This window comes from Psychrobacillus sp. Z3-81, from assembly GCF_056620325.1.
In genome coordinates this window covers 147,611-173,490 of record NZ_JBWQPU010000008.1, presented here as the reverse complement: position 1 = coordinate 173,490, position 25,880 = coordinate 147,611, and the positions used below count along the sequence as shown (strand labels likewise).

At 38.8% G+C, this 25,880-nt stretch carries 29 protein-coding genes and 8 tRNA genes; 4 read left to right on the top strand and 33 right to left on the bottom strand.

Features of this window, described 5'->3' with window-relative positions; translation table 11 throughout:
- Positions 1 to 144: 144 nt before the first annotated feature.
- The 23 genes from AC1ECF_RS10950 to acpS all read right to left on the bottom strand — a co-directional run bounded on the left by AC1ECF_RS10950 (position 145) and on the right by acpS (position 12,492).
- Positions 145 to 218 (bottom strand) — tRNA-Gly (locus AC1ECF_RS10950).
- Positions 219 to 245: 27 nt separating this feature from the next.
- A tRNA-Arg gene (locus tag AC1ECF_RS10945) sits at positions 246 to 322 on the bottom strand.
- A gap of 14 nt (positions 323 to 336) precedes the next feature.
- Positions 337 to 423, bottom strand: a tRNA-Leu gene (locus tag AC1ECF_RS10940).
- A 65-nt stretch (positions 424 to 488) separates the two neighbouring features.
- Positions 489 to 561, bottom strand: a tRNA-Lys gene (locus AC1ECF_RS10935).
- 9 nt (positions 562 to 570) lie between these two features.
- Positions 571 to 645 (bottom strand) — tRNA-Gln (locus tag AC1ECF_RS10930).
- Positions 646 to 648: 3 nt separating this feature from the next.
- A tRNA-Asp gene (locus tag AC1ECF_RS10925) sits at positions 649 to 724 on the bottom strand.
- Positions 725 to 750: 26 nt separating this feature from the next.
- Positions 751 to 825: transfer RNA gene (locus AC1ECF_RS10920), tRNA-Glu, on the bottom strand.
- A gap of 4 nt (positions 826 to 829) precedes the next feature.
- A tRNA-Asn gene (locus AC1ECF_RS10915) sits at positions 830 to 904 on the bottom strand.
- A gap of 94 nt (positions 905 to 998) precedes the next feature.
- A complete protein-coding gene (locus AC1ECF_RS10910; RefSeq protein ID WP_480389446.1) occupies positions 999 to 1,454 on the bottom strand; it encodes a SprT family protein in 456 nt (151 codons plus the stop codon).
- A gap of 96 nt (positions 1,455 to 1,550) precedes the next feature.
- A complete protein-coding gene (locus AC1ECF_RS10905; protein ID WP_480389445.1) occupies positions 1,551 to 3,701 on the bottom strand; it encodes a Tex family protein in 2,151 nt (716 codons plus the stop codon).
- 196 nt (positions 3,702 to 3,897) lie between these two features.
- Positions 3,898 to 4,494: a PP2C family serine/threonine-protein phosphatase gene (locus AC1ECF_RS10900; protein ID WP_480389444.1), complete on the bottom strand. Its 597-nt coding sequence runs from the start codon at positions 4,492 to 4,494 to the stop codon at positions 3,898 to 3,900.
- Entirely contained in the window at positions 4,491 to 5,276 is a 786-nt protein-coding gene (gene sigB, locus AC1ECF_RS10895; protein ID WP_480389443.1) for an RNA polymerase sigma factor SigB, read from the bottom strand. Before sigB ends, AC1ECF_RS10900 begins: the two co-directional genes overlap by 4 nt.
- Positions 5,254 to 5,724: an anti-sigma B factor RsbW gene (gene rsbW, locus AC1ECF_RS10890; RefSeq protein WP_480389442.1), complete on the bottom strand. Its 471-nt coding sequence runs from the start codon at positions 5,722 to 5,724 to the stop codon at positions 5,254 to 5,256. The genes sigB and rsbW overlap by 23 nt, the downstream gene beginning before the upstream one ends.
- A complete protein-coding gene (locus AC1ECF_RS10885) occupies positions 5,711 to 6,055 on the bottom strand; it encodes an STAS domain-containing protein (RefSeq protein WP_480389441.1) in 345 nt (114 codons plus the stop codon). Before AC1ECF_RS10885 ends, rsbW begins: the two co-directional genes overlap by 14 nt.
- 71 nt (positions 6,056 to 6,126) lie before the next feature.
- The gene (locus AC1ECF_RS10880) at positions 6,127 to 7,125 is read right to left on the bottom strand and encodes a SpoIIE family protein phosphatase (protein ID WP_480389440.1); all 999 of its coding nucleotides are present in this window, start codon (positions 7,123 to 7,125) and stop codon (positions 6,127 to 6,129) included.
- A 16-nt stretch (positions 7,126 to 7,141) separates the two neighbouring features.
- On the bottom strand, positions 7,142 to 7,543 hold the full coding sequence (locus AC1ECF_RS10875) for an anti-sigma regulatory factor (RefSeq protein ID WP_480389439.1): 402 nt from the start codon (positions 7,541 to 7,543) through the stop codon (positions 7,142 to 7,144).
- A gap of 6 nt (positions 7,544 to 7,549) precedes the next feature.
- The gene (locus AC1ECF_RS10870; protein ID WP_480389438.1) at positions 7,550 to 7,912 is read right to left on the bottom strand and encodes an STAS domain-containing protein; all 363 of its coding nucleotides are present in this window, start codon (positions 7,910 to 7,912) and stop codon (positions 7,550 to 7,552) included.
- Entirely contained in the window at positions 7,909 to 8,739 is an 831-nt protein-coding gene (locus AC1ECF_RS10865; protein WP_480389437.1) for an STAS domain-containing protein, read from the bottom strand. The genes AC1ECF_RS10870 and AC1ECF_RS10865 overlap by 4 nt, the downstream gene beginning before the upstream one ends.
- 398 nt (positions 8,740 to 9,137) lie before the next feature.
- The gene (locus AC1ECF_RS10860; RefSeq protein ID WP_480389436.1) at positions 9,138 to 9,488 is read right to left on the bottom strand and encodes a type II toxin-antitoxin system PemK/MazF family toxin; all 351 of its coding nucleotides are present in this window, start codon (positions 9,486 to 9,488) and stop codon (positions 9,138 to 9,140) included.
- 4 nt (positions 9,489 to 9,492) lie between these two features.
- Positions 9,493 to 9,759 (bottom strand): hypothetical protein, encoded by a 267-nt coding sequence (locus AC1ECF_RS10855; protein ID WP_480389435.1) that lies wholly within the window; start codon positions 9,757 to 9,759, stop codon positions 9,493 to 9,495.
- A 115-nt stretch (positions 9,760 to 9,874) separates the two neighbouring features.
- Positions 9,875 to 10,993, bottom strand: a complete 1,119-nt coding sequence (alr, locus tag AC1ECF_RS10850; protein WP_480389434.1) for an alanine racemase — start codon at positions 10,991 to 10,993, stop codon at positions 9,875 to 9,877.
- Positions 10,994 to 11,066: 73 nt separating this feature from the next.
- Positions 11,067 to 12,086, bottom strand: coding sequence for a LolA family protein (locus tag AC1ECF_RS10845; RefSeq protein ID WP_480389433.1), 1,020 nt, complete (start codon positions 12,084 to 12,086; stop codon positions 11,067 to 11,069).
- Between the two features lie 58 nt (positions 12,087 to 12,144).
- Positions 12,145 to 12,492, bottom strand: a complete 348-nt coding sequence (gene acpS, locus AC1ECF_RS10840; RefSeq protein ID WP_480389432.1) for a holo-ACP synthase — start codon at positions 12,490 to 12,492, stop codon at positions 12,145 to 12,147.
- A gap of 66 nt (positions 12,493 to 12,558) precedes the next feature.
- On the opposite strand from acpS, the gene AC1ECF_RS10835 reads away from it, so the two are divergent.
- A complete protein-coding gene (locus AC1ECF_RS10835) occupies positions 12,559 to 13,188 on the top strand; it encodes a rhomboid family intramembrane serine protease (RefSeq protein ID WP_480389431.1) in 630 nt (209 codons plus the stop codon).
- Positions 13,189 to 13,633: 445 nt separating this feature from the next.
- On the opposite strand, the gene AC1ECF_RS10830 is transcribed toward AC1ECF_RS10835, so the two are convergent.
- From AC1ECF_RS10830 to AC1ECF_RS10790, 9 genes are all read right to left on the bottom strand, one after another.
- On the bottom strand, positions 13,634 to 15,106 hold the full coding sequence (locus tag AC1ECF_RS10830; protein ID WP_480389430.1) for a PH domain-containing protein: 1,473 nt from the start codon (positions 15,104 to 15,106) through the stop codon (positions 13,634 to 13,636).
- Positions 15,099 to 15,578, bottom strand: coding sequence for a PH domain-containing protein (locus AC1ECF_RS10825; RefSeq protein ID WP_480389429.1), 480 nt, complete (start codon positions 15,576 to 15,578; stop codon positions 15,099 to 15,101). Before AC1ECF_RS10825 ends, AC1ECF_RS10830 begins: the two co-directional genes overlap by 8 nt.
- A 244-nt stretch (positions 15,579 to 15,822) precedes the next feature.
- Positions 15,823 to 17,361: a degradosome RNA helicase CshA gene (cshA, locus tag AC1ECF_RS10820; RefSeq protein ID WP_480389428.1), complete on the bottom strand. Its 1,539-nt coding sequence runs from the start codon at positions 17,359 to 17,361 to the stop codon at positions 15,823 to 15,825.
- Positions 17,362 to 17,672: 311 nt separating this feature from the next.
- Complete coding sequence (locus AC1ECF_RS10815) at positions 17,673 to 18,404, bottom strand: alpha/beta hydrolase (protein WP_480389427.1); 732 nt, start codon at positions 18,402 to 18,404, stop codon at positions 17,673 to 17,675.
- Between the two features lie 22 nt (positions 18,405 to 18,426).
- Positions 18,427 to 19,797 (bottom strand): UDP-N-acetylmuramoyl-tripeptide--D-alanyl-D-alanine ligase, encoded by a 1,371-nt coding sequence (locus tag AC1ECF_RS10810; RefSeq protein WP_480389426.1) that lies wholly within the window; start codon positions 19,795 to 19,797, stop codon positions 18,427 to 18,429.
- 5 nt (positions 19,798 to 19,802) lie between these two features.
- Positions 19,803 to 20,906, bottom strand: a complete 1,104-nt coding sequence (locus AC1ECF_RS10805; RefSeq protein WP_480389452.1) for a D-alanine--D-alanine ligase — start codon at positions 20,904 to 20,906, stop codon at positions 19,803 to 19,805.
- Between the two features lie 65 nt (positions 20,907 to 20,971).
- The gene (locus tag AC1ECF_RS10800; RefSeq protein ID WP_480389425.1) at positions 20,972 to 21,286 is read right to left on the bottom strand and encodes a DMT family transporter; all 315 of its coding nucleotides are present in this window, start codon (positions 21,284 to 21,286) and stop codon (positions 20,972 to 20,974) included.
- Positions 21,286 to 21,618, bottom strand: coding sequence for a DMT family transporter (locus AC1ECF_RS10795; protein ID WP_480389424.1), 333 nt, complete (start codon positions 21,616 to 21,618; stop codon positions 21,286 to 21,288). Before AC1ECF_RS10795 ends, AC1ECF_RS10800 begins: the two co-directional genes overlap by 1 nt.
- 63 nt (positions 21,619 to 21,681) lie before the next feature.
- Entirely contained in the window at positions 21,682 to 22,419 is a 738-nt protein-coding gene (locus tag AC1ECF_RS10790) for a hypothetical protein (protein ID WP_480389423.1), read from the bottom strand.
- A gap of 172 nt (positions 22,420 to 22,591) precedes the next feature.
- Between AC1ECF_RS10790 and AC1ECF_RS10785 the strand changes: the two genes are divergently transcribed.
- Entirely contained in the window at positions 22,592 to 23,779 is a 1,188-nt protein-coding gene (locus tag AC1ECF_RS10785; protein WP_480389422.1) for an FtsW/RodA/SpoVE family cell cycle protein, read from the top strand.
- A gap of 69 nt (positions 23,780 to 23,848) precedes the next feature.
- Here AC1ECF_RS10785 and AC1ECF_RS10780 read toward each other — a convergent pair whose 3' ends face one another.
- Positions 23,849 to 23,986, bottom strand: coding sequence for an Lmo0850 family protein (locus tag AC1ECF_RS10780; RefSeq protein ID WP_480389421.1), 138 nt, complete (start codon positions 23,984 to 23,986; stop codon positions 23,849 to 23,851).
- A gap of 162 nt (positions 23,987 to 24,148) precedes the next feature.
- Here AC1ECF_RS10780 and AC1ECF_RS10775 point away from each other — a divergent pair, with 162 nt between their 5' ends.
- Both AC1ECF_RS10775 and AC1ECF_RS10770 read left to right on the top strand, forming a co-directional pair.
- On the top strand, positions 24,149 to 24,562 hold the full coding sequence (locus AC1ECF_RS10775; RefSeq protein WP_480389420.1) for a CBS domain-containing protein: 414 nt from the start codon (positions 24,149 to 24,151) through the stop codon (positions 24,560 to 24,562).
- Positions 24,563 to 24,652: 90 nt separating this feature from the next.
- Positions 24,653 to 25,822, top strand: a complete 1,170-nt coding sequence (locus AC1ECF_RS10770) for an MFS transporter (protein WP_480389419.1) — start codon at positions 24,653 to 24,655, stop codon at positions 25,820 to 25,822.
- The last annotated feature ends 58 nt before the right edge of the window (positions 25,823 to 25,880 follow it).

Sequence of the window (25,880 nt, the reverse complement as noted above, 5' to 3'; positions counted from 1 at the left end):
CCAAAACAGATAAGCTTTGATAGCTCATAAATTTTGCTGGCATCATCATAAAATGATGTCATGTTTGTTTTGCGATACATTTCAATCGCTATATTTCTTGACGTTTTGCATGTTCAGTTTTCAATGTTCATAGGTTTTAAAGTATGGAGCGGGTGAAGGGAATCGAACCCTCATCATCAGCTTGGAAGGCTGAGGTTTTACCACTAAACTACACCCGCATATAAAGTTAATAATAATTGTTTTATTGGCGCGCCCGGCAGGAGTCGAACCCACAACCTTCTGATCCGTAGTCAGACGCTCTATCCAATTGAGCTACGGGCGCTTATTGACTATGCTTGGTGCGGCCGAGAGGACTTGAACCTCCACGGGGTTAACCCCCACTAGGCCCTCAACCTAGCGCGTCTGCCGTTCCGCCACGACCGCGTAGTGAAAATTAGGACGAACTCTATCTTAAAACATTTTCAAGAGAAAGTCAACAATTATTTTGATGAGCCATGAAGGACTCGAACCTTCGACCCTCTGATTAAAAGTCAGATGCTCTACCAACTGAGCTAATGGCTCACAATATAATGGCTGGGGTACCTGGATTCGAACCAGGGCATGACGGAATCAAAATCCGTTGCCTTACCGCTTGGCTATACCCCAACATGGCGGTCCCGACCGGGATCGAACCGGCGATCTCCTGCGTGACAGGCAGGCATGTTAACCGCTACACCACGGGACCTATGTATAAAATTTATAGAATATAAATGGTGACCCCTACGGGATTCGAACCCGTGTTACCGCCGTGAAAGGGCGGTGTCTTAACCGCTTGACCAAGGGGCCGTTATGGCTCCGAAGGTAGGACTCGAACCTACGACCAACCGGTTAACAGCCGGTTGCTCTACCACTGAGCTACTTCGGAATGTTTTTCGTCGTTTGCTTCACTCGACTTTTTCTATTATAGAGAGGTAGTTATAAAACGTCAACACTTTTATTAAAATTTATTTCATTTTTTTTTAGGAATGTAAAACTAACTCTCCAAAACACTTGCCACACCTGAATTTCTTGGTATTCATTCGAATTTTCCGATTATATAACAACCCGCATTTAGAGCATTTATATTGATATTTAAAGGGTCTATTTGCGGCTTTTCTCTCTACAAGGCTGGAACAAAATCTAGGCGAATTGGTAGCCTTTAAGAGCTCTCGAAAATCTCTATCTCGATGCTTATATCCCTTTCCTTCTAGATGAAGGTGGTAATGACATAGTTCATGCTTAATAACCCCGATTAATTCTTCTTCTCCATGCATCTCTATTACCCGAGGGTTTATTTCTATATGATGCGACCTAAGCATATATCTTCCACCAGTTGTTCTTAAACGCTTATTAAAGTAAGCCTTATGCACAAACTTCTTCCCAAATATATCCTTCGATATAGAAGAAACCATTGTCGTCAGTTGTTCATCGGTCATTCTATCCTCTCCTACTAACGCAAACTTTATTCCTTTCCATTTACATAAATAGAAAGGAATTAGTCCAATGACTATATATCATTGGACTAATATTCATTAAACTTGTTGTGCTGGAGGTAACATAGTTAATGATATTCTTCCTTTATTAGCATCAAACTGCTCTACCCAAACAGTCACGATATCTCCCAAAGCAACAACATCTAATGGATGTTTAACAAAACCTTTTTTTAACTTGGATATATGAACTAGTCCATCCTGTTTAACACCGATATCAACAAACGCTCCAAAATCCACTACATTACGCACTGTGCCTTGTAGCTCCATACCAGGCTTTAAATCCTCTAACTTTAGAACATCCTTTTTAAGAATTGGTTGTGGAAATGCTTCACGAGGATCTCTTGAAGGCTTCATCAATGCTTCTATAATATCCTTTAGTGTTATTTCTCCAACACCAATTTCTTCACTTACCTTGTCAATAGGTATACTCTTCAAGACCTCTTCTGCCTCTTTGGTACCTATTTGTTTTTTATCAAGACCAGCTATAGCCAATATTTCTTCAGCTGCTTTATAGCTTTCTGGATGTATGCCCGTACCATCAAAAGGATTTTTTGCATCTGGCACTCTTAAAAAGCCAATAGCTTGCTCGTAAGTTTTCGCCCCGAGGCGAGGAATTTTCTTCAGCTGCGCTCTCGAAGTAAACCTTCCTTGTTCGTTACGCATATTCACAATATTTTCTGCTACAGTTTTTGATAGACCAGAAACGTATTGTAATAAAGAAGCTGAGGCAGTGTTCACATTTACTCCCACTTGGTTAACAGCAGTTTCTACTATAAAAGATAGGGATTCCGACAGTTTTTTCTGCGAAACGTCATGCTGGTACTGCCCAACACCTACAGCTTTCGGATCAATTTTGACTAACTCTGCTAGAGGATCCTGCAGCCTCCTTGCAATAGATACTGCACTTCGCTGCTCTACTTGTAAGTCAGGAAACTCATTCCGAGCTGTTTCAGAGGCAGAATACACACTTGCTCCTGCTTCATTTACAATGACATAGGCAACTTCCCCTTCCGCTTCTTTTAAGCAGTCCACTATAAATTGTTCTGTTTCTCTAGATGCTGTTCCATTACCAATTGCCACTAATGTGATTGGATATTTTTTTAATAGGGATAAAACTTTTGCTTTTGCCCCCTCTATATCCATCTTAGGAGCATGAGGGTAAATGGCAGAAACCTCTAATAGCTTTCCTGTATCATCTACTACCGCTAGCTTACAACCAGTACGGTATGCCGGGTCGACACCTAGTACAACCTTCCCTTTTAGAGGAGGCTGTAAAAGGAGATTGCGAAGGTTTTCGCTGAATATATGAATGGCTTGCGCTTCAGCCTTCTCCGTTAGTTCGCCTCTTATCTCTCTCTCCACGGAAGGCTGGATCAGACGCTTATAAGAATCTTCAATGGCTTGTCTAACTTGCTCTGCCACTTCTCCTGTATTTTTGCCAACCCAATTTTCCACCATCACTTGAATTATCTTGTCAACAGGGGTCTTTACTCCAACCTTTAATACGTCTTCTTTTTCACCTCTATTTAAGGCTAACACGCGGTGTGGAACAATCTTTTTAAGAGGTTCTTCATAATCATAGTACATTTCATATACATTCTTCTCATCTAAATCAGCATTTTTGAGAGCAGAAACCATTGTTCCATTATTTCTTGTCATAACTCGAATTTGCTCACGAATTTTTGCATCATCTGCAAATTGTTCTGCTAATATATCTCTGGCACCTTGTAAAGCCTCTTCTATAGAAGCAACTCCCTTTTCTTCGCTCACATAGGACTCCGCAATTGATGTCAGGGGTTCTTTTGAATAGGAAAGCAATAATTCCGCTAATGGCTCTAGGCCCTTTTCTTTCGCAACTGTGGCCTTTGTTCTTCTTTTTTGTTTAAATGGACGATATAAATCTTCCACTCTTTGTAATACAGTTGCTTTTTCTATGGAAGCTTTTAATTCTTCCGTTAGCTTATCTTGTTCATCTATGAGCCTGATAACCTCAACTTTTCGCTGTTCAAGCTGTTGCATATAATTGTATCTATCTTCTACCGCTTTTATTTGAACTTCATCGAGTGAGCCAGTTTGCTCCTTTCGGTAACGAGCGATAAAGGGTACTGTATTTCCCTCTTCTAATAGCTTGATTACCTGCTCCGCCTGTGTCGGCTTCACACCCGTCTCTTTTGAAACTAACTGTAGCATCGTCTTGCGCTCCAAAAAAACACACCCTTTCTATATCATTTACAATTTTAACATATTTAACTACGTTTCAAATAGCTGCAGTAATGTCACCCTCTCTAACCACCGCTCGCCTATGTACCTTTCAAAATCTAGTTGCAGCTTACTTACTACTATGAATAGATCCGCTTTTCACTTCATAAAAAAAGAAACCTACTTGTTACAGTAGATTTCCTACAATAAAGGTGGCATCATCGCCATGCTTTATTTCTCTCAATATCGTTTCATATAAACGTTTAGCACAACCTGCTTCCTTCATCGTCATTTTGGGACTTTTCATTTCAATCCCATCAGAGTGTAAGAGAAACAAATCTCCCTTTTTACACGAAAAGGTTTGTGTATTGAATTTTTGCTTGCGACCAGACAGATAACCCATCACCGGTAAAGGATAAACCATTTTATCTGTACTCTTCTGATACATATAAAACCTTATATTCCCTACACAACTATAAGAGATAGTTTGATGAATATAGTCTACCTTTACAATGGCAACTGCTGCTCCTCTTTTTTGGACCATTAACTCATTACATTTTAATAGTAGATCATCCAAAGATTCTTCTGGATGCTCTTCTAAGATCATAGGTATGACATCAGCTGACTCTTTAGCAACAGGGCCGTTTCCAAGTCCGTCCGCAATTGCACAAAGCAAAAAATCTTTTTGTTTGGAAACATAGTAAGTGTCTCCAGATTCCCGATTGCCGGTTTTTGCTTCTTGGTAAACAACTAATTCCATCTTTTCATCAGAATAATTTATCACTTTACTAAGCCACCTGACGATAATATTGCTTCTTGTAACTTTTTAATTGCTTTTCTTTGAATCCTAGAAACATGCATTTGTGATATGCCGAGACGATCACCGGTTTCTTTCTGACTAAGTTGCTCCATATATGTAAGTTGAATGATCTCTTTTTCTCGATCCGTCAATACATCAAACGCATTAGCTACAAGCAAGCGCTGATCGGTTTTTTCGTACTCAGCGTCTGTTTGGCCAATTACGTCAAACAATGTTATGGTACTTCCATCAGCATCTGATTCTAGCGAATGATCCATAGAAAGGGCTTGATAGCTTTTTCCCATCTCCATCGCTTCTAAAACATCCTCTACCTCTACATCAAGGTAATCGGCAATTTCCGGAACAAGTGGTGATCGTTGATACTGAATAGTCAATTCTTCTACGGCAGCCCTGATTCTCGGTCCAAGTTCTTTTATTCTTCTAGGCACGTGGACCGCCCAAGTTTTATCTCTTAGAAATCGTTTGATTTCTCCAATAATCGTTGGTATAGCAAAGGCCTCAAAATTTTTCCCAAAGGATGGATCATATCGTCGGATAGCACCCAAGAGGCCTAGCATGCCAACTTGAACAATATCTTCATGATGAGATTTACCATTTGAATATTTCCTTGCAATCGATTCCACTAATCTCGTGTAATTTAATACTAGGTTTGTTTGTGCCTCTTCACTTTCGCTCTGTTGGTATTCTTTAATCCACTTTAAAATTTGCTCTTTGGACTCCTTGTTAGGAAGGGATGTGTTCGACATTTTCATCCACCTGCTTTACTCCGACATGCTTCGTCATAAATACAGTTACACCTTCTTGGTGATGGACTTTCACTTCATCCATGAGCGTTTCTATTAAGTATAAACCCAATCCTCCTTCTCGAAGGAAAGAGACCTCATCTATATCATGATAGGGACCAACTTTCGCTTTTGTTTCTTCAAAGTCAAAGCTTTTTCCATGGTCTGCAATCATAATTTCCATTTTATCATCATACAAAGCACACCCAATTACTACTTCACCATCTTCATCCTCAGCATATGCGTGCTGTACTGCGTTAGTTATCGCCTCACTCGAAGCAATTTTCAAGTCTTCAATATCGTCATAGGAAAAACCCATTCGATTTGCTAAACCAGAAATAGTTAAACGAGCTACGCTAACGTATTGAGGCTTGGCAGGCAAACGAATTTCTACATAATCAAACGGTTTCATCTATTTTCACCTCTTCGTCGGTCGTTTGAATGTCCATAATCTCTCCTAATCCAGTTATATCAAACAAACGTTTCAAACGAGATGAAAGTCCGGTTAATTCCATTTGCACCTTCGCTTCATTGGCATTTTTATAAAAGCCTACAAAGACTCCAAGACCAGTACTATCCATATAAGTAACATCTGTGAGATCTAACTTCACACGGAGACCTTCCTCTAAATCAATTTCACTTAATTTTTCTCTTAATAAAGGAGCAGTAAAGGCGTCTATCTCTCCTTTAATGATACCTTTCACACAAGAATCTTCTTGGTATAATTCTACTATTATATTCATTTATTTATCCCCCATTATTCGCATACTATAGCTTATCTATACCACCATGTTGCTAGAAGTAAACCTGCTTTTCATATTTTCTTAAAGATAACAAGTGTAAAATCATCTCTCTGCTCAAATTCCTGTAACTGTTCTAACTTTTGAAAAACATATTCTACCATTTCTTGAGCAGGTAAATCCCTTACACTACCTATAATATCCATAACGGTTCTTTGCTCAATAAAGCCCTCTTGCGAACGACATTCTGTAACACCATCTGTCATCATGACCACAAAATCTCCTTCTTCTAAAAATACGGAGTGCTGCTCGTATTTTACGTTCGGGATAATTCCTAGCAATAGCCCTTTCGCTTTCAACTCCATAAAACTGTTCGATTTTGCACTGTACAGCAAGGGAGGCTCATGACCAGCAGAGGCGTAAGTAAATTTGCTTTCATCTTTGGAATACGTACCGTAAAACATAGAGATGAACATAGAATCGCTCACACTTTTTTCTACTATCCGGTTAATTACATCCAGTACAATAATAGGGTCCGTTTCAGCTCCGTCCAAGCTGTCCATACCATATTTAATCATAGACATGCAAAATGCCGCAGGAATACCTTTTCCTATTACATCGGCAACTGCAATCCCAACCGTGTTTTCATTACTTAAAAAGTGTGTATAATCCCCATTCATTTCTTTTGCCGGAACAGAGATTATCCCAATATCCAAGCCAGGGATTTTAGGGATTTTCGTTTTGAGCATGGTTTCTTGAATATTTGTTGCAAGCTCAATCTCCATTTTTAGATTCTGTTGTTTTTGCACTAATGATTGGTTCTCTTTTATCGCTAGACCATAGCGAATCATAACCTCTATTAGAAAATCAAATGAATGGAAAAGTTCGTCCGGTAAATTAGGCATAATTTCTTCTAATGAAGCTTTATGTATACTAATTACTTCTTCAGGCGAAATATCCTTTTGTATAAGTTGACGACTAATATTTTGTCCTTCATATAAATTCAGCTCTGTTTGACTTAGAATATATCGTTTTAATATTTCTTTATATTGTCTTTTAAATTCTTGAGGCATTTACTAGTGTCACCTCCTATCTGAGCCACTTAATGGTACTTATGGTTGTTCCTTCCCCCACGTTTGTCTCAATCTTAAATTCATCCATTAGACGTTTTACCCCAGGCAGTCCTGCCCCTAGTCCTCCTGAAGTGGTGTACCCATCCTCCATCACTCGACGAACATCAGGAATACCTGGTCCTTTATCGGACGCAATGACTAGTAGACCTTTAAGATTACCTTCTGTAATTTGTTTTATTTCAATAGTCCCTTTTCCCGCATATAAATATATATTACGAGCAAGTTCGCTAATGGCTGTAGTAATCCTAGCCTGATCCACTGTCCCAAACCCAGCTTCCTTAGCTTCGTTTCTGCCTAGTTGTCTAGCAGCAACTATATCCCACTCACTTATAATATCAACAGAAGACCTCATATTCATAATGGATTAGTCCTCCAATTCTCGTTCAAGTTTTTCCAATCCATTTTCTAAGTCTAGAGCGGTTGCTACATTCTCTAGTCTAATGCCTAGCTCAATTAATGTAATAGCGACTGCTGGCTGAATACCTGTTAGAACAACTTTAGCTCCCATCAGGCCAGACATATTAATAACATCCCCTAAAACCTTTGCTATAAATGAATCTATAAAATCGATTGGAGTTAAATCTAGTACTACTCCGCGTGCTGCTGTTGTATGTAGCTTTTCTAATAAATCTTCTTGAAAGTTTAAAGCAGTTTGGTCATCTAACTCCCACTGGATAGAAACTATTAAACAATCTCTTAATTTTAAAATAGGAATTCTTGTCATCATTTCGGATCCACCTCTACTATCGCTCTATTTGTCAATGCCAATGCCTGCTCCATACCTCTTTGTAACGTGCTGGTAGTGGTAAAATCGTTTAAATTAATTCCTAATGTGACGATTGTCTGAGCTATCTCTGGTCTGATTCCAACTAGCATACACTTAGCCCCTACTAACCTAACAGCATCTGCAGCTTGTATAATATGGTGAGCCACCATTGTATCTACTACCGGGACACCAGTAATATCCAATAACACTACTTCTGCACGATGCTTCACCACACCATGCAATAAATTTTCCATGATTAGCTTCGCTCTTTCGGTATCAATCGTGCCCACTAGAGGCATTACGGAAATTTTTTCGAATACAGGAATCAAGGAAGCCGAAAGCTCTTGTAGGGCTATCTTCTGAAGACTAACTGTCTTTTCCCAAACTTTTGAATAAGCATCTACTACAGAATGAGTAACAGGTGTTAGCCAGTTGTTTAAAATGGTACGATAAGACTTGTAATTACTTTCATTTAAATATCCTTCACTTTCCATCTGCTCGTAAATAACATCTGTAAAATTAGATAATGCCTTTAAGACGAAAGAAATAGACCATCCATATCTAACTATTTGAACAGAAAACTCTTGAAGCTTCACCATGTATATTTCTCTTTCTTCAGTTAAACTAAAAATCATCAAATCGCCAAATTCTCTCGCTGTATGATTGATGACATCATCCGACATAATCTGAAAGAATCGATCATCCTCTTCTTCCTCCATTTTTATCTTCCATTTTTCCAGTATGTCATCAATGTGCTGATGAATATATGTAGCAATCTGTTTATTCATTAGTAATTAGCCATCTCCTTATTACTTTTCATGTTACCTTTATTGTAACGAATTTTGCGGATTTTTACATCTTTTAAAAGCTTATTAGTTTTCTATCATCCCAATAGGAGATTCAATTAGAGACTTTTATCGATAATAAATGGAGATGATAAGGAAAATGTTCACGCCTTTATCTAACTAGAAAACCAAACATTATTAAATATTTTACTTTTATGTCATATTTATGATTAGCTTTTTTTATTTTCAATTTAATATTACAATCTATTAAAAAATTTCTTGAATGCTAAAATGCCATTCCTAGTCTAAAGAAAATAATGGAGGTTCTAATACCTCCCATCCAAATGCACAAAAAAACACAATGTGATTTGGACGCTCTCACATTGTGTACTCAGTATGTATTAAAATTTCACTAAACCTAGGCTAATGCCTAATGCATGGTCTACTTCTTCCATCACATCTTCATCGAGGTGTGTAATTTTATCCGTAAGTCTTGATTTGTCTATTGTTCGTAATTGCTCTAACAAAATTACAGAATCACGTTCAAAATCATACTCCTTAGCATTGATTTCTACATGTGTCGGTAACTTTGCTTTTTGAATCTGTGCAGTAATAGCCGCAACAATCACTGTTGGACTAAACCGATTACCGATATCATTTTGTATCACCAATACGGGTCTGGTACCACCTTGCTCAGACCCGATTACTGGCGATAAGTCCGCAAAAAAAACGTCCCCACGTTTTACGATCAAGTTGTCATCCTCCACTTACGAGTCGCTCTGTCGTATGCTGTGCCTCATACTCAGCGTGTAAACACTCCATACAAATGGATAGGTTGATATGAGACATTTCAACATAGCCTTTTATCATCGCTTCTCTTATAAGATTTGCCTGGCCCTTATTTAGATATTCTTTTGCATGGACACGTGCAACGCTTTCCCCACTAATAGCCTTAGCTCCTTCATTAGCCAATTGCTTCGGAAGCTTAAGAACCGCTTCTTGTTTCTTTTTATCACTTACCACAGCAAACACCTCCGACAAAACATTTCCCTATATGACATTATATTTCATCTTACCATTACTAAAGATGAAATAAAAGACAAATAAAGAATTGGTTAGACAAATTATGCAATATGGACTAGGGCTTGTCGATTTTTTGTCTGCTGTATAATCTTGGGATTCTTGCTGATAGGGTACAACATATCTCGTAAGGTATTGTTTGAAGTTTGGTAGCCCATTCATCTATTTTAATTTCTTCTTTCATTTGCTTCCCTAGTAATACCACTTTCTCTCCAACCTCTACTTGTTCGGAGAGTCGAATCATGCATTGATCCATGCAAATCCTTCCTATAATCGGTACTCTTTTTCCTCTCACTAAAACCTCTTGTGATTGGAGATTTCTTAATAAGCCATCAGCATAGCCAATTGGCAACGTGGCAATCCATTCATCTTCTTTCGCCGTATAGGTCGCTCCATATCCAATGGAGATTCCTTTATGAACCTTCTTTATGTGTGCTATCTCCGTATATAGAGAGAGCGCAGGCTCCAATGAAAAAGGTAAATGATCATTTAGCCATGAAGATGGAGCAATACCATACATGGATATACCAAACCTCACTGCATCTAAGGCATTTTCTGGGTAGCGTAGAGCAGCTGCACTATTACTAATATGTACAAGAGCCGGTCTTTCCTCAAATGCTTCGAGCATATGATTAAATTTGTTTACTTGCTCATTATAATAGTCAGCCTGTTCCTCATCAGCTGTGGCAAAGTGAGTGAATGCCCCAGTTATCTCTACCCAAGGGTTTTTCTGCATAAACGTTATCGCTTTTCTCAAATCGCCATACTCTGTAAAACCTATTCTACCCATTCCACTATCAATTTTTACATGTACTTTTATAGGTTTTTTTATATCTTTTGTAGCAAAAACCCAGTCCAACGAATATGCTGTTAAGGTAAGGTTGCATTCCCCTGCCTTTTCAAAAAAAGAAGGTGGAGTCGGACCAAGGATAAGTATGTCCTCCTTGATTCCAGCATCCCTAAGTGAAAGTGCTTCCTCTGGCGTAGCAACAGCCAGGATAGATGCACCAGCCTCTAGAGCAGCATTCGCCACCTCTACGTCCCCATGTCCATAGGCATTTGCTTTTACCACCGCAATTACCTTTGTATGGACAGGAAGTATCTCTCTGAGTTTTCGTATATTTGATTTTATTGCTTCTAAATTTATTTCTATGACTGTAGGTCTGTAGATGTTCATGATAATCAACCCTCTTCTTCCGCGGTTGACACTATTATGCTCCTTGGAAGAAGGGGCGTCAATCTCTAAATGCTTATTTCAAACTAGATACCATCATTGAAGAGGCAACCTCTATCATCTCTTCTTTTGATAAAGATGTTGAAGCTAGGAAGAAGGACATTCCATCTTGCTCCCATGTAATAGATTGATCCGTAACTGCTCCTATCGCTACCCCTAAATCTACTGGATCTCCTGGAGCAAATACCGGCAATGCAGAAGTCATCGCTTGGTTACTCAGCTGTTGAATAATTGTAAATTCCTTATCGCCACTAAAGGTTAAGATGACTCTCTTGCTCGTATCATCTTCTATTACTCTTTCCTCGCTTATATGAACATTTTCCCATTGAAGCACAGGATAATGTGTTTCAAAATCCTTACCCTCTAGCTCAGCGGACGCTTCGACAGTGTCCTCGTTCGTCTTAGCGGCTGGAGTTTGTTCAATTTTGTAGTCACCAGCTGCACGAGTCTTGCCAATAGAAACATTTTTGAATTTGATGTGAATCTGTTCTTCTTTATTTTCATTCATAATAGACACATCTGTTGGAAGAAGCGTCTTTTTGTTAATAAAGATTTTTTGTGATGGCAGCATGTTTTTATGATTATTCGTTGTTTTTGTTTCAAATACATAATGGTCGCCTTCTTCTTTGAAGGTTGCCTCTTTATCCTTTTTAATATCACTTGCCAGGGATCCGATTAGATAAGCCTGGCTATTCTCTGATGGCCAGTTACTATGAAACTTATATGTTTTGTTAAGCGCAGGAGTTACTACAAATACTCCTTCTGCGTTTCGAACAATCATTTGCGTGTTTTCCGCATTTGCATCTGAAACCTTTACGCGATAGAAATCTGGTTTCGAGTGCCAAACCTCCACATCATACATCCTTGGCTCTTGACCAGTTAAAATACTCATTTCTGCCGTTAACTCATAACCCTTCGCATCCACCCACTTGTTACTTAGTTTTTTTACTACATCCTCTTTTGATTCAGCTCCACATGCAGTAAGTACCAAAATCATTGCAATAAAAACTACCAGTTTAGCCACTAGGCTTTTCAATTAGTCCACCCTTTCTATTATCGCTGCGTTCATTCATTGTATGTAGGTGGACGACCATTTATGATTGAAGAATTACTTGTGCTGCAGCATAATCTTTTGTATGTGTGATGGAGATAAACCCATCCACCTTTTTACCTTTAAAGTAAAGCACTGGTGCTTCCATGGAGTCTCGGAGTATATCTATATCCTGAAAGCTACATTCTTTTCCAATCCCAGATCCGAGAGCTTTTGAGAAGGCCTCTTTTCCGGCAAATCTACCTGCCAAAAACTCGACCTGTCTCGCTTCACTCATTCCTTGCATGAGGTTTTTTTCCTTCTCCGTTAATATTCTATTTACTAATTTTTCTTGATGGAGGCCTTTTAATTTTTTTATATCCGTAATATCTAAGCCAATTCCTGTGATCATAGTGGTTTCCCCTTTCCAATAAAAGCTGTAAAAGCTATACTAATAATAGAAATTAGAGGTGAGAAAATGTTTAGTAGAACAGAAAGCTTTAAACAGTATATACGCTTGTATCCAATTGTTTCTACATTATTGTTCATTAATATCTTTCTTTTTATCGTTTCCTTATTGCCATTTATAGGAAACACCATTTATTCCTATGGGATTGGAAATAATTATTATATCTTTCAAGGAGAATATTGGCGTTTAATCACTCCCATGTTCTTACATCTCAACTTTTTTCATTTACTTTTTAATATGTTTTCCTTATATCTCTTTGGCCCAGAGCTTGAACAGCTAGCCGGAAAAGCTAGGTTTCTAACTATTTACTTCTTATCTGGTTTAATCGGAAATGTTGCCACTTACTTCATCTATGATTTTAGCTTGCAAAGCTTGGGAGCAAGCGGAGCGATTTATGGTATTCTAGGTGCATTCGGAGCTTTAGTGTATTATACAAAACACATCTTCCCACAGCTTAAACAGATTATCCTTCCTATTATTGTGATCGGGGTCATTATGACATTCATTCAACCCAATATTAATATTGCAGCTCACTTAGCAGGTCTGATTACCGGGTTTTTACTAGGATTTATCTATTTCCATCCTAAGCGAATCGCTGCATGGAAGAAAAAGAAAAGAAAGTTTAAGGTAATGAAATAAGAGGTTTTTTAAGAACTGTACAGAAAAAAAAAACGAAAGAAGCCCTTATGATTCTAACCATATTATAGAATCATAAGGGCTTCTTAGTTTAGAAACTCTGATTCTCCGCTGCGTCGGACGCTTTCCGCGGGCCAACAGGATGTTGGTCAGGAAAACGTTGTCACACGATGTGACGTTCTTAGTTTTCCGTCCCCAAGATGAGCCATAGCCGAACGCTAACGCGTGCCGTTGCTATGTCTCACCTGTCTCCCTCCTCCTGCCGGAGTCGCCTACGCTGCTACGAACCAACAATGTTTCCTATTAAAATAAATCAATATATTCCAAAAATAACATATAATCCATTCTGAGAAGTTTTATCCTAGGCTCTTCTTATTTGCTTTGTCCTAGCCTCTTCCTTACTTTTAATATTACTTTTCGTTTAAAGGTTCATATTTTTCGGCTAAATCTACCCTTCTCTTCTATAAGGCTCATACCATTCCAATAACATCTCCGCATCCTCTTGCTCGATATGAGGGATAACTGTTACTGTACTTCCTCCCCCTGACTTTATACTTGTTTGTATTGAACAAACTCCCTCTCTCTTTTGGAAGTAGGTAGTTCTTTGTGTCATTGATTGAATCCGCTTTTTCTCCATCCAAATCGTTACTCTACTAAAAACTCGATACCTAGCGATAAGCTGTAAATCATTCTTATAGAATCCGGCCGTTCGATGTTGCCAGATTCCTAGAGCACAGCTAAACGGAACTAATAGTAGGGAAAGTAGCCCATACGGGAAAAAGAAATAAGTAGTTACTCCGACCACCGGTATAATCCACAAGTAATCTAGTCGATAGAAGAACTTTTTAGATCTCTTTGGAACAAGTGTAAAATCAGGCTCTAAATCTAGCTGAGGGAAAATTGTATGCAAAAGCTCATCCACCTCTGCTCGTTTAATAAGAGGAAGCAGCCTCATTGTTTCATCCTTTTCTGTTAAAGAGCCGCCTGCACTATCTACTACGACAGAAGCATAGCCGAACATCTGACGGATGGGACTCTCTATTAAACGAACCGCCTGAATTCGCGCTAGAGGAATCGTCATTTTCTTCTTTTCCAACAATCCTCTGGTTACGATAATTTCTTCGTCATCTAAGCGGATTGTAAACTGATAATAATTAATAAAGGTCAGTAGAACGGATGCTAACCAAGCAACCAGTACAACAGCGAATACTGCAAGGACTACCATTAACACACCAAAGCGAATAAACACCAAAATCTCATTGTAAATCGTCTCATATGGAATTATATCGGAGAACTGAGAAATTAAAACTGCCAAACCTGAGAAGAAAACACCAATCCCACCTGATGTGCTTGCAAGAATAATCAAATCCTTTTGAGACATCGTATATAAAGGAGGAGCTTCTTTTATTTCTACAGGCTCGTCTAATTTTTCATCCCCATCTAATACAGATGTTTTGACCTTTGCTCTCAGCATTTCCTTTTTAATTTGCTCTGCCGCAGCCTTCGTTATAGCTGTTAGCTCTGCCTCGGCCTCCTTCGTCGGTCCTCCACCAGCCGTTTCTACCTTCACCTTTACAAGCCCAAACGGACGATGAAAGATCCCTTCTGTATAATTTAAACTTTGTATTCTTTCAAAAGGAATGTATCTTTTCTTTTTTACAAACAAGCCATATTCAATTCTCAATTCTTCTTCATCAAACCAATATCGAAATCTCTTCCACTTCACAATGCCACTTATTAGAAGTAACAGTAAAATTGTTCCGTATAACCCAAAAGTGAATAAGTTCGCCAAAAAGCTAGAGTCTCCTCCTAGCCCATTAGCAAGTATGATGACAACTAAAGGGAGTAGCATTTCTTTTAATGCCTTCACAAAATTAATAACTGCCGAAATTGGGTGTAATTTATATTTTCCCTTAGACATCGTCTTCAGCCACCCTTGCTAGCACAGATATTCTGCTCCGCAGCTCATCTGCCTCAGCAGTAACAAGGGCAGGTATGACATGGCTAGTAGCAGCGGTAGAAATAGTAATAGAAGACAAATCATATTTCCTTAAAATAGGTCCTTGCTCTGTATCAACATGTTGGACTCTCACCATGGGAACCAAGGTTCGTTTTACAACAAAAAGACCATGCTGAAGCTCTATCTCTTGGTCTCTAACCTCGTATCTCCACCTTGACCATCTTATTTTCGGGAATAAATATACAAGCAAATATGCGAGCGTCATCAGAATAATGGCATCCACTGTATATATCCACCAGTAATTGGCTGTGAAATAATTTACAAAACCGGTACCAACAGCAAACAATAAAACTATCATCGTCTGAAAAATACCATATATTCGCCATACTCTTAAGCCTTTTTTAGATATCCTATTCATTGGTTCTTTTCTCATTTCCTAGCACCTCTTTCCATAGTAATTATACGAGCTTTCTACTAAAACGTTTCATATTCATACAAATCCTTATAAATTCCTTGTTTCCCACTATACACTTACAAGATAAATTTACAAGCACCTGTTGACCCCAATATGCAGATGACCATTGACAAAGAGGACTTGGCACTGCAGCTAATATGACTAACGAATATAAAAAAAGATGAACCCTCTTTTGGAGGATTCATCCATTCGTTTAATATTATTAGCCTTCACTTCTTGGAGAGCGTTTACGTTGAGTAGAGCCGTCTCGAGGTCCACTGCTACGACGGGAGCCTCCAGAGCGTCCGCCGCCACCTGTGCGTGAGGAAGAACTGCGCTCTCCACGACCCGATGAACTGCGTCCGCCGCCGCCGCTGCGATTGCCTTTATAGCCACCGCCACTACGGCCTCCACCACCGCCGCTGCTACGTTCTCTACGCATTGGAAGTGGGCGTTCTTCAGATAATGTAATCGGAGTATCATCCGGCTCTTTAGTCATGGATTTAATTGCTGCTGCAATAATATCCACTGCATCATGCTTTTCAAGCATTTCTGCAGCTAGCGTACGATAGTCACCAAGATCATTTTTATTGATGATTTCAGTTAATGCTTCCATTGCTAAACGCTGTTGACCAACTAATGCTTCATCAGAGCTTGGTGGACGAAGTGGTGTCATACGTTTTTTCGTAGTGTCTTCTACAATACGTAAGTATCCCATTTCTCTTGGTGTAACGAATGTAACAGCAATTCCGCTCTTCCCTGCACGACCAGTACGGCCAATACGGTGTACATAGCTTTCAGGGTCTTGAGGGATATCGAAGTTATATACATGCGTAACACCAGAAATATCTAGTCCACGAGCAGCTACATCAGTTGCAACTAGAATATCGATTTTGTTAGCTTTGAACTGTTTTAAAACAGACATACGTTTCGCTTGACTTAAATCTCCATGAATACCTTCTGCTAAGTAACCACGGATGCTTAATGCATGAGCTAACTCATCAACACGACGTTTTGTACGTCCAAATATTATTGCAAGCTCTGGTTGATGTACATTTAAAATTCTAGAAAGAACATCAAATTTTTCACGCTCAGTAGCTTTTACGAAGTATTGATCGATATTTTCAACTGTCATTTCTTTTGATTTAATCTTCACTTCAACTGGATTAGTCATAAACTTATCTGCAATTTTACGGATTGGACCTGGCATTGTAGCAGAGAAGAGTAAAGTTTGACGGTTTTCCGGAACACTTTCTAGGATTGTGTTGATATCATCAATGAATCCCATGTTCAGCATTTCATCCGCTTCATCCAGTATTAAAGTTTCTACTTGGTCTAGCTTTAATGTACGTCTGTTAATATGGTCTAAGATACGACCAGGTGTACCTACGATTACTTGTGGCTTATTTTTAAGCGCACGAATTTGACGAGAAATTTCTTGACCACCATAAACAGATAGTAGACGTACCTTTTTATCATAGCCTAATTTGTACAACTCTTCTGAAACTTGAATAGCTAGTTCACGAGTTGGAGCAATAATTAAAGCTTGTACATTTGGATTTTTAGGGTCAATCTTTTCAATCATCGGAATACCAAACGCAGCCGTTTTACCAGTACCTGTTTGAGCTTGTCCGATAATGTCTTTACCTTCCATAGCATAAGTGATTGTGCCTTCTTGGATTGGTGTCGCTTCCTCAAATCCCATACGTTGGATAGATTTTAATGTGGAAGCACTAATATTTAATTCTGAAAAATTTGTCAAAATTTCAATCTCCTTTTTTTCTGTTTTGACAAATGGTTACATTTTCAGATGAAAAGCGGCAAATTCGAGCCTATTACGAGAACGTTTCCGTTACTTAAAAATCTCTGTGGTTTTCTTAGCAGAGGGGTCTAATATAAAAGGAAAGCCCGGTCTTTTGCCGAGCGGCCAGTCTTGTGTTACTTTACACATAAGAAACAAGCCGTTATGTTCAAAAAAAAGTACTCTTCAATAGATATTTGAAGAGTCTTTATACAAAATGTATCCATTGCTAAAACGTAGTATATCATGCATGTATATGATGTGGCAATGAATTAGCCTTTATTCTTATTAATCTCATTATTTTTTGGAACCGCCATTTCCCTAAGAAAGCCTAGTGCCTCCTGGAACCAATCCTGGCAATCATCGCTATAACAAATATGATGTTTTCCCATCTCAGAGAAGATTATTTTTTTATTCGTTGTGGATAAATGCTCATATAAAAAGGGTGCGGTTTTATATGGTACAATGCCATCACGCTTCCCTTGTACTAGGCATACCGGGATTTTTACCTGATGATAATATGGTTCCACCATTTTTACTAAGCGCACAAATTCAAAAGCAGCGTGTAAAGGCGTTTCTTTTAGCTTCTTTCCATAAATCTGGTAGAGCGGATTATCTTCCAAAGAACCTGTTATAGCTTCCTTTGCTACTTCCCCAATATCCTGTAGAAGTTGTGCAGGACTAATATACTTAGCAGCAGCACTCAATAAAAGCAGCTTCTCGACAGGGTAACGTAGAGAAAGATAAATAGCAATAATCCCTCCCATCGAGAAGCCAACTATGAATATTCGATCTACCTCTTTTTGTAAACGTCGAATTGCAATCTCCGCTTCCATCATCCATGTTTCCGCTGTCAGCTTTTTAAGCTCTAGTGTCTCTCCATGTCCAGGAAGCGTGGGGACTACGATCTTCCAATCAGTGTTCGCTTGCATATATTCAACAAACGGCTGCACCTCATAAGGTCCACCCGTAAAGCCATGTATACAAAGCACTCCTGTTTTCATCCGTCCCCAATCCCTTCAATCACTACTTTAAAAAAGGATCCATTATCTTTTCTAATTGCATACCCCGTGAACCTTTTACTAAAACAATGGATTCAGCGTCCATTCTATTTTGTAGGAAAGAAACAATTTCATTATAGCTACCTTCCGTCCAAATGATTTGGTCGGCTGAAAACTTATCTTTTAATTTTTCATAGAGCCAAATCATTCTCGGTCCGAAAAGACAGACCCCTCGGAAACTTTCGGGGGAGATTTCCAGACCTATCTCTTCATGAAATTCTTTCTCCTGTTCACCAAGCTCTAACATATCTCCTAACACAAGCCATTTTTCCTTTTTAAGAGTCGATTTCTCTATAAACTTAATCGCAGCCTTCATGGAGGTTGGAGCAGCATTATAGGCATCATTAATAAACACCGTTCCATTTTTCGCATGGACCAGCTGCATACGCATATCGGTTAGCACCACTCCTTGTAGAGCGGTTTTCATTTGTTCCGCAGAAAGTCCAATCTCTTTTCCAATTAAAAGGGCTGCAAGTGTGTTTTTCACCTGGTGCTCCCCTAAGATTGGGATGAACATTTCTTCTTCTATATCTCCTTTTACAGAGAACTTACTACCACTCTCTGTAAATTCCACCCATTCTATCCACAGGTCATTATCTGACATGTTACCAAATGCCTTTGTTGAAAGAGTTGGTACACTATCAACCAAAGGCCTTAACAGTGGCTCATCTCCATCATACATGAGCATGCCATCCTCTTGTAAACCAGAGATAATCTCAAACTTTGCCTTTGCAATCCCTTCACGTGAGCCTAGGTCCTGCATATGAGCTTCTCCAATATTTGTGATCACCGTATAGGTTGGCTTTGCCATGTTAGAAAGAAACTCTATTTCCCCAAAGGAACTCATGCCCATTTCTAATACCGCAAATTCCATATCTTCGTCCAAAGAAAGAATTGTTAGGGGTAGACCTAACTCATTATTAAAATTCCCGATTGTTTTCTTTACACGATAATATGGTGAAAGCAAACCTGCGACTAAATCCTTCGTAGAGGTTTTGCCGTTAGAACCCGTAATACCAATAAAAACCGTAGATAATTCTTCTCTGTAAGCAGCGGCCATTTGCTGAAGCGCCTTTTCGGGTGATTCTACAAATAATAACGGAACATCTTTTGGTGGGTTAGGTTCATCTACCATCCAAAGAGCTGCCACCGCTCCCTTTTCAAACGCATTCTGCACAAAAGCATGACCATTTACCTTTTCTCCACGAAAAGGAATAAATAGGTCACCAGGCTCTAAAGTTCTAGTATTTATGGAAACTCCAGTTACTACAGGGTTCGATGAGATTTCCTGAGAGAGTCCTAACCAGCTTGCGATTTCTAGCAATGTCTTTTTCAAACTACTCACTCTCCATCCTGAGTATGCTCAAGTCGTTGTTTTTCTTCATATCTCTCCATAGCCAATCGTATTAGTTCTTCAATCAGCTCGCTGTATGATAATCCTGATGCCATCCAAAGCTTTGGATACATGCTGATTGGGGTAAACCCAGGCATGGTGTTTACTTCGTTAATAAGTACTTCCTCTGTATCCGTAACAAAGAAATCTGCACGTACTAGACCAGAGCAATCTAGAATTTTAAACGCACGTATAGCAGCATCCTGAAGCTTGCTTAAAAGCTTTGGTGAAACGTTTGCCGGGATTGCGTAGTTTGTAGTACCGTCAATATACTTTGCAGAATAATCATAGAAGTCTTTCGTTGGGAGAACCTCTCCTGCAACAGAGCATCTTGGATGATCATTCCCTAACACACTCATCTCAATCTCTCTCGCAACTACTCCTTGCTCTATAAGAATCTTGCGGTCATATTTAAAAGCAAGATCAATTGCAGAAATCAAATCCTCGACATTATTCGCTTTTGTAATACCAACACTGGATCCTAAATTTGCCGGTTTTACGAAAAGTGGCCATTTAAGCTCTGATTCAATCTTTTTCAATAACTCCTTACGATTACTTTCCCACTCGCTGCGGATGAAATAAACATATGGCACTTGCTTTAATCCTGCTTGGGTAAATAATTGCTTCATCACAACCTTATCCATACCAGCTGCAGAAGCTAACACACCATTCCCTACATATGGGAGGTTTAAGACTTCTAACAAGCCTTGAACGGTTCCATCTTCCCCATTTGGTCCATGTAATAAAGGAAAAATTACATCTAAGCTAGAAGCTCCTGCTTCAGACACTCGTTCGGATAAATTGACTGACGGAAGAAAGCTAGAAATGTCATTCGCTTTCCCATTCTCTTCACCAAACTGCAGTTTTTCCACCGTATCTACTGGCCCAGTCAGTGCCGTTCCCTTTCTCCACTCTCCATCTTTGGTAATGAAGATAGGAAAGACCTCAAATTTATTAAAATCAATCGCTTGAGAAACAGCTCGTGCTGTCAGTAAAGACACATTATGTTCAGCTGATTTCCCGCCGTATAGTAAACCTATTTTTAACTTCATCATTGAATACCTCCACCTTCAGGTTAGTTATAGTTTATCACGTAACCACTGATCAATTGAATTAATCAATCAAATAATTTTAGGCCCACTACGCCCAGAATAATACATGTTAAAAAGAAAATTTTCCTGCGACTTTTCTGTTCTTTAAATAGGTACATGCCCATTAACACACTACCAGCTGCTCCTATTCCGGTCCATACCGCATAGCCAGTTCCAACTGGAATTCCCTTCAATGCATACGACAACAAAAAGAAGCTTAAAGCAGCAGAAACAATCATTAATAGAGTATACACTTTCTTCTTAAATCCTTCAGATAGCTTCATACATAAAACAAAGCCCACTTCAAATAATCCAGCGAAGACCAACACTACCCAATACATTATGCAGCTTCCCCCTCTCCTTCTGCCAGCTTAAGTCCAACAATCCCAGTTAAGAGGAGAATTAAGAAAAGAATTTTTCCGATACTTGCTGGCTCTTGGAAAAAGAAAATACCTACAATCGCAGTCCCTGCTGCTCCTATACCTGTAAAGATAGCATATGCAGTGCCAATGGGAATCGACTTCACAGCTCTTGCAAATAACAAAAAGCTGATCACTAAGAAGAGGACGGTAATCAAAGAAGGAACGAGCTTACTAAACCCATAAGATTCTTTAAGCCCAATAGCCCATATTATTTCGGTCAATCCAGCAGCAATTAATTGTATCCAAGCCATCTAATTCCTCCTATGTAATTGAATAAAACGCCTTTGCTCAACAATTGGGCAAAAGCGTTCTATTCATACTTCTATTAACATATCTGCCGGTCTCTTCAATAGATGTTGTATGTCCTCAAACACTTCATCTGGGAAAATATTATCCGGTAGGCTTCTAATTTCAAGCTCGTATTTCGTTTTGTTTACTTTATATAGTGACAGTAGTGCACCATCCTCAAAGGAATCTGCTAATTCCAATATTCTTTCCGTTGAAAGCTCTGGGAGTACCCTATTCGTTTTCTTTCGCCAAAAAGAAGTAGATTTCGCACTTTCTTGAATGTGCTGATTAAAGAAGCTACCAATCAACTCATAAAAATCCTTCATATCTCGGAAATAGATTTTAGTAATATCCTGGTTGTTATCAGTCAAATACACGTATCTATTCTGTAAGTGACGGTAAAATGGTGTCTTATACGCTTCTTTTTTATGCGATATATATAATAACTCTGCCTGCTCTTCAGGAGAGAGTTTATTTAGGCTACGTTCATCTGTAAAGTCAACAAAACATAGAGCACTTGGATTTTCTGCGATTTCTTTAAGGAAATGAGAGAACTGACTTTGAATAATAAAGTCAAATTGAGTATGAATATTAAACGAAGCGTCTTCGTAGCTATGCTTTAGTAATAGTAAAGATGATAAGTTCGTGGACCTTAGAAAATGTTGCACCGTCATTCCACTAAACAATGTAAAATGTACCAGTTCGTTAATATGCACGTATAAATGAGTGACATACTCATCTATCTCTCTCTCTTTCTTAGCCACCATCTTCACTCCTTCATCTGTTTTATATTAACATAATTTTTAACAAAGGAAACATTTGATTTTGAAATGTCGTCCATATTACACTAAAGCAAAAAATGTGCAGATAAGCTATAATAGGTGAAGTGCTTATTGCACCTTTAGAAATTCTGATAGAAATTTGGGTGACTCTATTATGGAAAACAAAAAAGGCTTCTCCGATCGCTTTGATTGGACGCTTGCTTTTATCATATTGTTGTTTCTTATCATTAGCTTGCTAGCAATATCCTCAGCTCAAACTTCAGGTCAGTATGGCGCAACCAACTTTGTGTACAAGCAGTTGTTTTGGTATGGAGTAGGAGCAGTGATTGTTGGGATCGTAATGTTCTTTGAGCCTGAGCAATATAAGAAAATGGCATGGATTTTTTACGGAATTGGTTTGTTTCTTTTAGTTGTTTTGTTCATTCTTCCAGACAGTCTAAGCCTAGTAGAACCGAAAAATGGCGCTAAAAGCTGGTTCCATTTGCCTTCAATCGGAAGTATACAGCCGGCTGAATTTATGAAGACCTTTTATATTTTAGGTATGGCTAGGCTTATCACAAAGCATAATGAGCTTTATTTAATAAAAACCGTTAAAAGTGATTTTATTCTTTTAGGAAAAATCGCAATCACCCTATTAGTGCCTTTAACTTTTATATTACTTCAGCCTGATTTAGGAACTGCATTAGTATTCTTAGCGATAACTGTTGCATTGGTTATCGTAGCAGGGGTTACTTGGAAAATCATTCTTCCGATATTTATAGGTGGTATTGCAATTGGAGCCTCTCTACTTTGGATGGCACTTAACATGCAAGATTTCTTACAGGAAAAGCTTGGCTTTAGCCCTTATCAGTTTGCCAGAATCTACTCTTGGCTGGATCCTTATTCATACGCATCAGATGAAGGGATGCATTTAATTACTTCTTTAAATGCTATTGGCTCTGGAGAAATTTTTGGGAAGGGCTATGGAGAGCGCGTTGTTTATGTACCAGAAAATCACACTGACTTCATCTTTGCAGTAATAGGAGAAGAATATGGATTTGTTGGAGCCAGCATCGTCATAAGCTTGTTTTTCTTGTTAATTTATCATCTGACCAAAATAACTCTTCAGCTGAAGGATCCTTACAGCACTTATGTTTGCGCCGGTATTATAGCCATGATTACTTTCCACGTTTTTGAAAACATCGGGATGACTATTCAGTTATTACCAATCACTGGGATACCATTACCTTTTATCAGCTACGGAGGAAGTTCTCTAATGGGGAATATGTTAGCAATAGGTCTAGTGTTTAGTATGAAATTTCACCATAAAACCTATATGTTTGCGAAGGATGAGATTGATTAATATTTACTCATTAAAAAAGAGGGTAGCTCGAAATTTCGTTTTTACACGAGGTTTCAAGCCACCCTCTTTTTACCCTTGCACATGAGGAGTCTGTGCCGGAGAGGTTAAAGCTTTTAGCATATCAAGTCTTGATTTGGTGATTGTAACGGTAACTCCTAGCTTGGATAAATTACTTACAATTTTACTTAAATCCACTTCTTTTGCCAATCAACCTCAGTCCCTTCCATTATCATTTATTTATAAAAAGTTGTTATTTATCTAATTTTTCTCCACTTTATCATACCACTATTTTCTATGTCTTAACCTTTCATTTGTATTACATATTTTACGGGCTTGTAAACCACTCTAACCCCTAAAGGAGTGATCGTCATGATTGTGCAAGATGTTATGAGCAAAGAAGTGGTAACATGTAACCCTTCAGACTACGTAAGTGAAGTAGCTGATCAAATGAGGGCATTGGACATCGGCTGTATCCCTATAGTGAGTAAGCAAAAAATAATAGGAATAGTAACAGATCGAGATATTGTGACTCGCGCTGTACCAAAGGATGTCAAATGCAAGGTAGAGGATATCATGACCAAAAATGTCATTTCCATCTCTCCTCTCGACACTACTATGGCTGCCGCCGCCTTAATGGCAAAGCACCAAATTAGGCGATTACCTGTCACAGACGAAGGTCGGTTAGTAGGCTTCTTATCCATTGGAGATTTAGCCTTCCCTTTTCCACACGTCCAGGAAGTTTCTAGTGCTATGAAAAGTATATCCGAACCTAACAACACTTAAACCTCATGAGCATTATTTTCTGTCAACCTCCCAGTCCTCCTAATGCTATACTAGTTAAGAAGTACAGGCAGAGAAAGCAGGGTTTGGTTGATGAAAAAAATGTTATTCACGTTAATGTCCATTCAATTTCTTGTCTATTTGGGATTTGGTGTAATTATTCCAGTTCTTCCAGAGGTAATCTTACAAGAGGGATATCAGGAAATCCACGTTGGTGGGCTGCTAACGGTATATGCACTAGCCTCTTTCTTCACTGCGCCGTTATGGGGTATGCTATCCGATCGAATTGGAAGAAAAACATTAATACTTATTGGGTTGATTGGGTTTAGTACTAGCTTTTGGTTATTTTCGTTATTTTTTGACTCCTTATGGATACTTTACCTTTCCAGAGTAATAGGCGGCTTATTCTCTGGTGCATTATATACTGCGGTAACAGGGTTTGTCGCAGACGTTTCAGATGAGGACAATCGGACAAAGTATATGGGGTTTTTGGGGATGTCGATTGGGCTTGGGTTTATATTTGGTCCTGCCATCGGAGGAGTGTTAGGGCATTATAGCCTGACACTTCCGTTTACTGCCTCTGCCATTCTATTATTAGTGATCTTCATTTATGCATACATTATACTGAAGGAACCTATACGTACAGGAGAAGCAAACAAAAGGGCGATACTTCCAAAAGGAGCTTTATCTCTCTGGTCATACCGAGTGAGATATCTATTCTTGTTTTCCTTTGTTACAACATTTCTTCTTGCTGGCTTGGAAGGGACCTTTCAACTATTTCAAATTGACAAAGTGGATATAACTCCCCTTCAAATAGGTTACCTATTTATGTTTAGTGGTTTTGTAGATGCTGCCATCCAAGGAGGAGTAGTTAGAAAAATTAAGAACGGCACAGAAACCACCTGGCTTCTTTTTGCACAAGTAGTTACAGCAATCGGGTTATTCTTGACTCTTTTTACGACTAACTTATTTTGGGCTGGCCTTTCACTTTGTGTCTTTACAGCTGGAAATGCACTAGCTAGAACCACTATTGTGTCTTTAACCTCCAAGGAATCAGGAGGACGCTATGGTTCCGCAGCTGGGATGACATACTCAATGGACAACTTAGGAAGAATTATTGGACCATTATTATTTACATGGATATTTACAAAAGAGCCAGACAATCTATATGCTATCTCCGGAGTGATCGCTTTGATATCCATTTGTTTCATTTATTTATTTCGAGGATCCTCTAAACGGTTACAGGAAATGCCAAGGAGCTAAAAGCGAGGGGACTGAAAAGTCATTAATATTTGAAGCGAGTATGTGGGGGAGAATCTTT

Excerpts from the sequence above, each read along its gene's own strand:
- AC1ECF_RS10910 (WP_480389446.1), bottom strand. The coding sequence starts at position 1,454 with ATGACCGATGAACAACTGACGACAATGGTTTCTTCTATATCGAAGGAT.
- AC1ECF_RS10905 (WP_480389445.1), bottom strand. The coding sequence starts at position 3,701 with ATGCTACAGTTAGTTTCAAAAGAGACGGGTGTGAAGCCGACACAGGCG.
- sigB (WP_480389443.1), bottom strand. The coding sequence starts at position 5,276 with ATGTCGAACACATCCCTTCCTAACAAGGAGTCCAAAGAGCAAATTTTA.
- rsbW (WP_480389442.1), bottom strand. The coding sequence starts at position 5,724 with ATGAAACCGTTTGATTATGTAGAAATTCGTTTGCCTGCCAAGCCTCAA.
- AC1ECF_RS10885 (WP_480389441.1), bottom strand. The coding sequence starts at position 6,055 with ATGAATATAATAGTAGAATTATACCAAGAAGATTCTTGTGTGAAAGGT.
- AC1ECF_RS10880 (WP_480389440.1), bottom strand. The coding sequence starts at position 7,125 with ATGCCTCAAGAATTTAAAAGACAATATAAAGAAATATTAAAACGATAT.
- AC1ECF_RS10875 (WP_480389439.1), bottom strand. The coding sequence starts at position 7,543 with ATGAATATGAGGTCTTCTGTTGATATTATAAGTGAGTGGGATATAGTT.
- AC1ECF_RS10870 (WP_480389438.1), bottom strand. The coding sequence starts at position 7,912 with ATGATGACAAGAATTCCTATTTTAAAATTAAGAGATTGTTTAATAGTT.
- AC1ECF_RS10865 (WP_480389437.1), bottom strand. The coding sequence starts at position 8,739 with ATGAATAAACAGATTGCTACATATATTCATCAGCACATTGATGACATA.
- alr (WP_480389434.1), bottom strand. The coding sequence starts at position 10,993 with ATGAACATCTACAGACCTACAGTCATAGAAATAAATTTAGAAGCAATA.
- acpS (WP_480389432.1), bottom strand. The coding sequence starts at position 12,492 with ATGATCACAGGAATTGGCTTAGATATTACGGATATAAAAAAATTAAAA.
- AC1ECF_RS10835 (WP_480389431.1), top strand. The coding sequence starts at position 12,559 with ATGTTTAGTAGAACAGAAAGCTTTAAACAGTATATACGCTTGTATCCA.
- AC1ECF_RS10830 (WP_480389430.1), bottom strand. The coding sequence starts at position 15,106 with ATGTCTAAGGGAAAATATAAATTACACCCAATTTCGGCAGTTATTAAT.
- AC1ECF_RS10825 (WP_480389429.1), bottom strand. The coding sequence starts at position 15,578 with ATGAGAAAAGAACCAATGAATAGGATATCTAAAAAAGGCTTAAGAGTA.
- AC1ECF_RS10815 (WP_480389427.1), bottom strand. The coding sequence starts at position 18,404 with ATGAAAACAGGAGTGCTTTGTATACATGGCTTTACGGGTGGACCTTAT.
- AC1ECF_RS10805 (WP_480389452.1), bottom strand. The coding sequence starts at position 20,906 with ATGAAGTTAAAAATAGGTTTACTATACGGCGGGAAATCAGCTGAACAT.
- AC1ECF_RS10800 (WP_480389425.1), bottom strand. The coding sequence starts at position 21,286 with ATGTATTGGGTAGTGTTGGTCTTCGCTGGATTATTTGAAGTGGGCTTT.
- AC1ECF_RS10795 (WP_480389424.1), bottom strand. The coding sequence starts at position 21,618 with ATGGCTTGGATACAATTAATTGCTGCTGGATTGACCGAAATAATATGG.
- AC1ECF_RS10785 (WP_480389422.1), top strand. The coding sequence starts at position 22,592 with ATGGAAAACAAAAAAGGCTTCTCCGATCGCTTTGATTGGACGCTTGCT.
- AC1ECF_RS10775 (WP_480389420.1), top strand. The coding sequence starts at position 24,149 with ATGATTGTGCAAGATGTTATGAGCAAAGAAGTGGTAACATGTAACCCT.
- AC1ECF_RS10770 (WP_480389419.1), top strand. The coding sequence starts at position 24,653 with ATGAAAAAAATGTTATTCACGTTAATGTCCATTCAATTTCTTGTCTAT.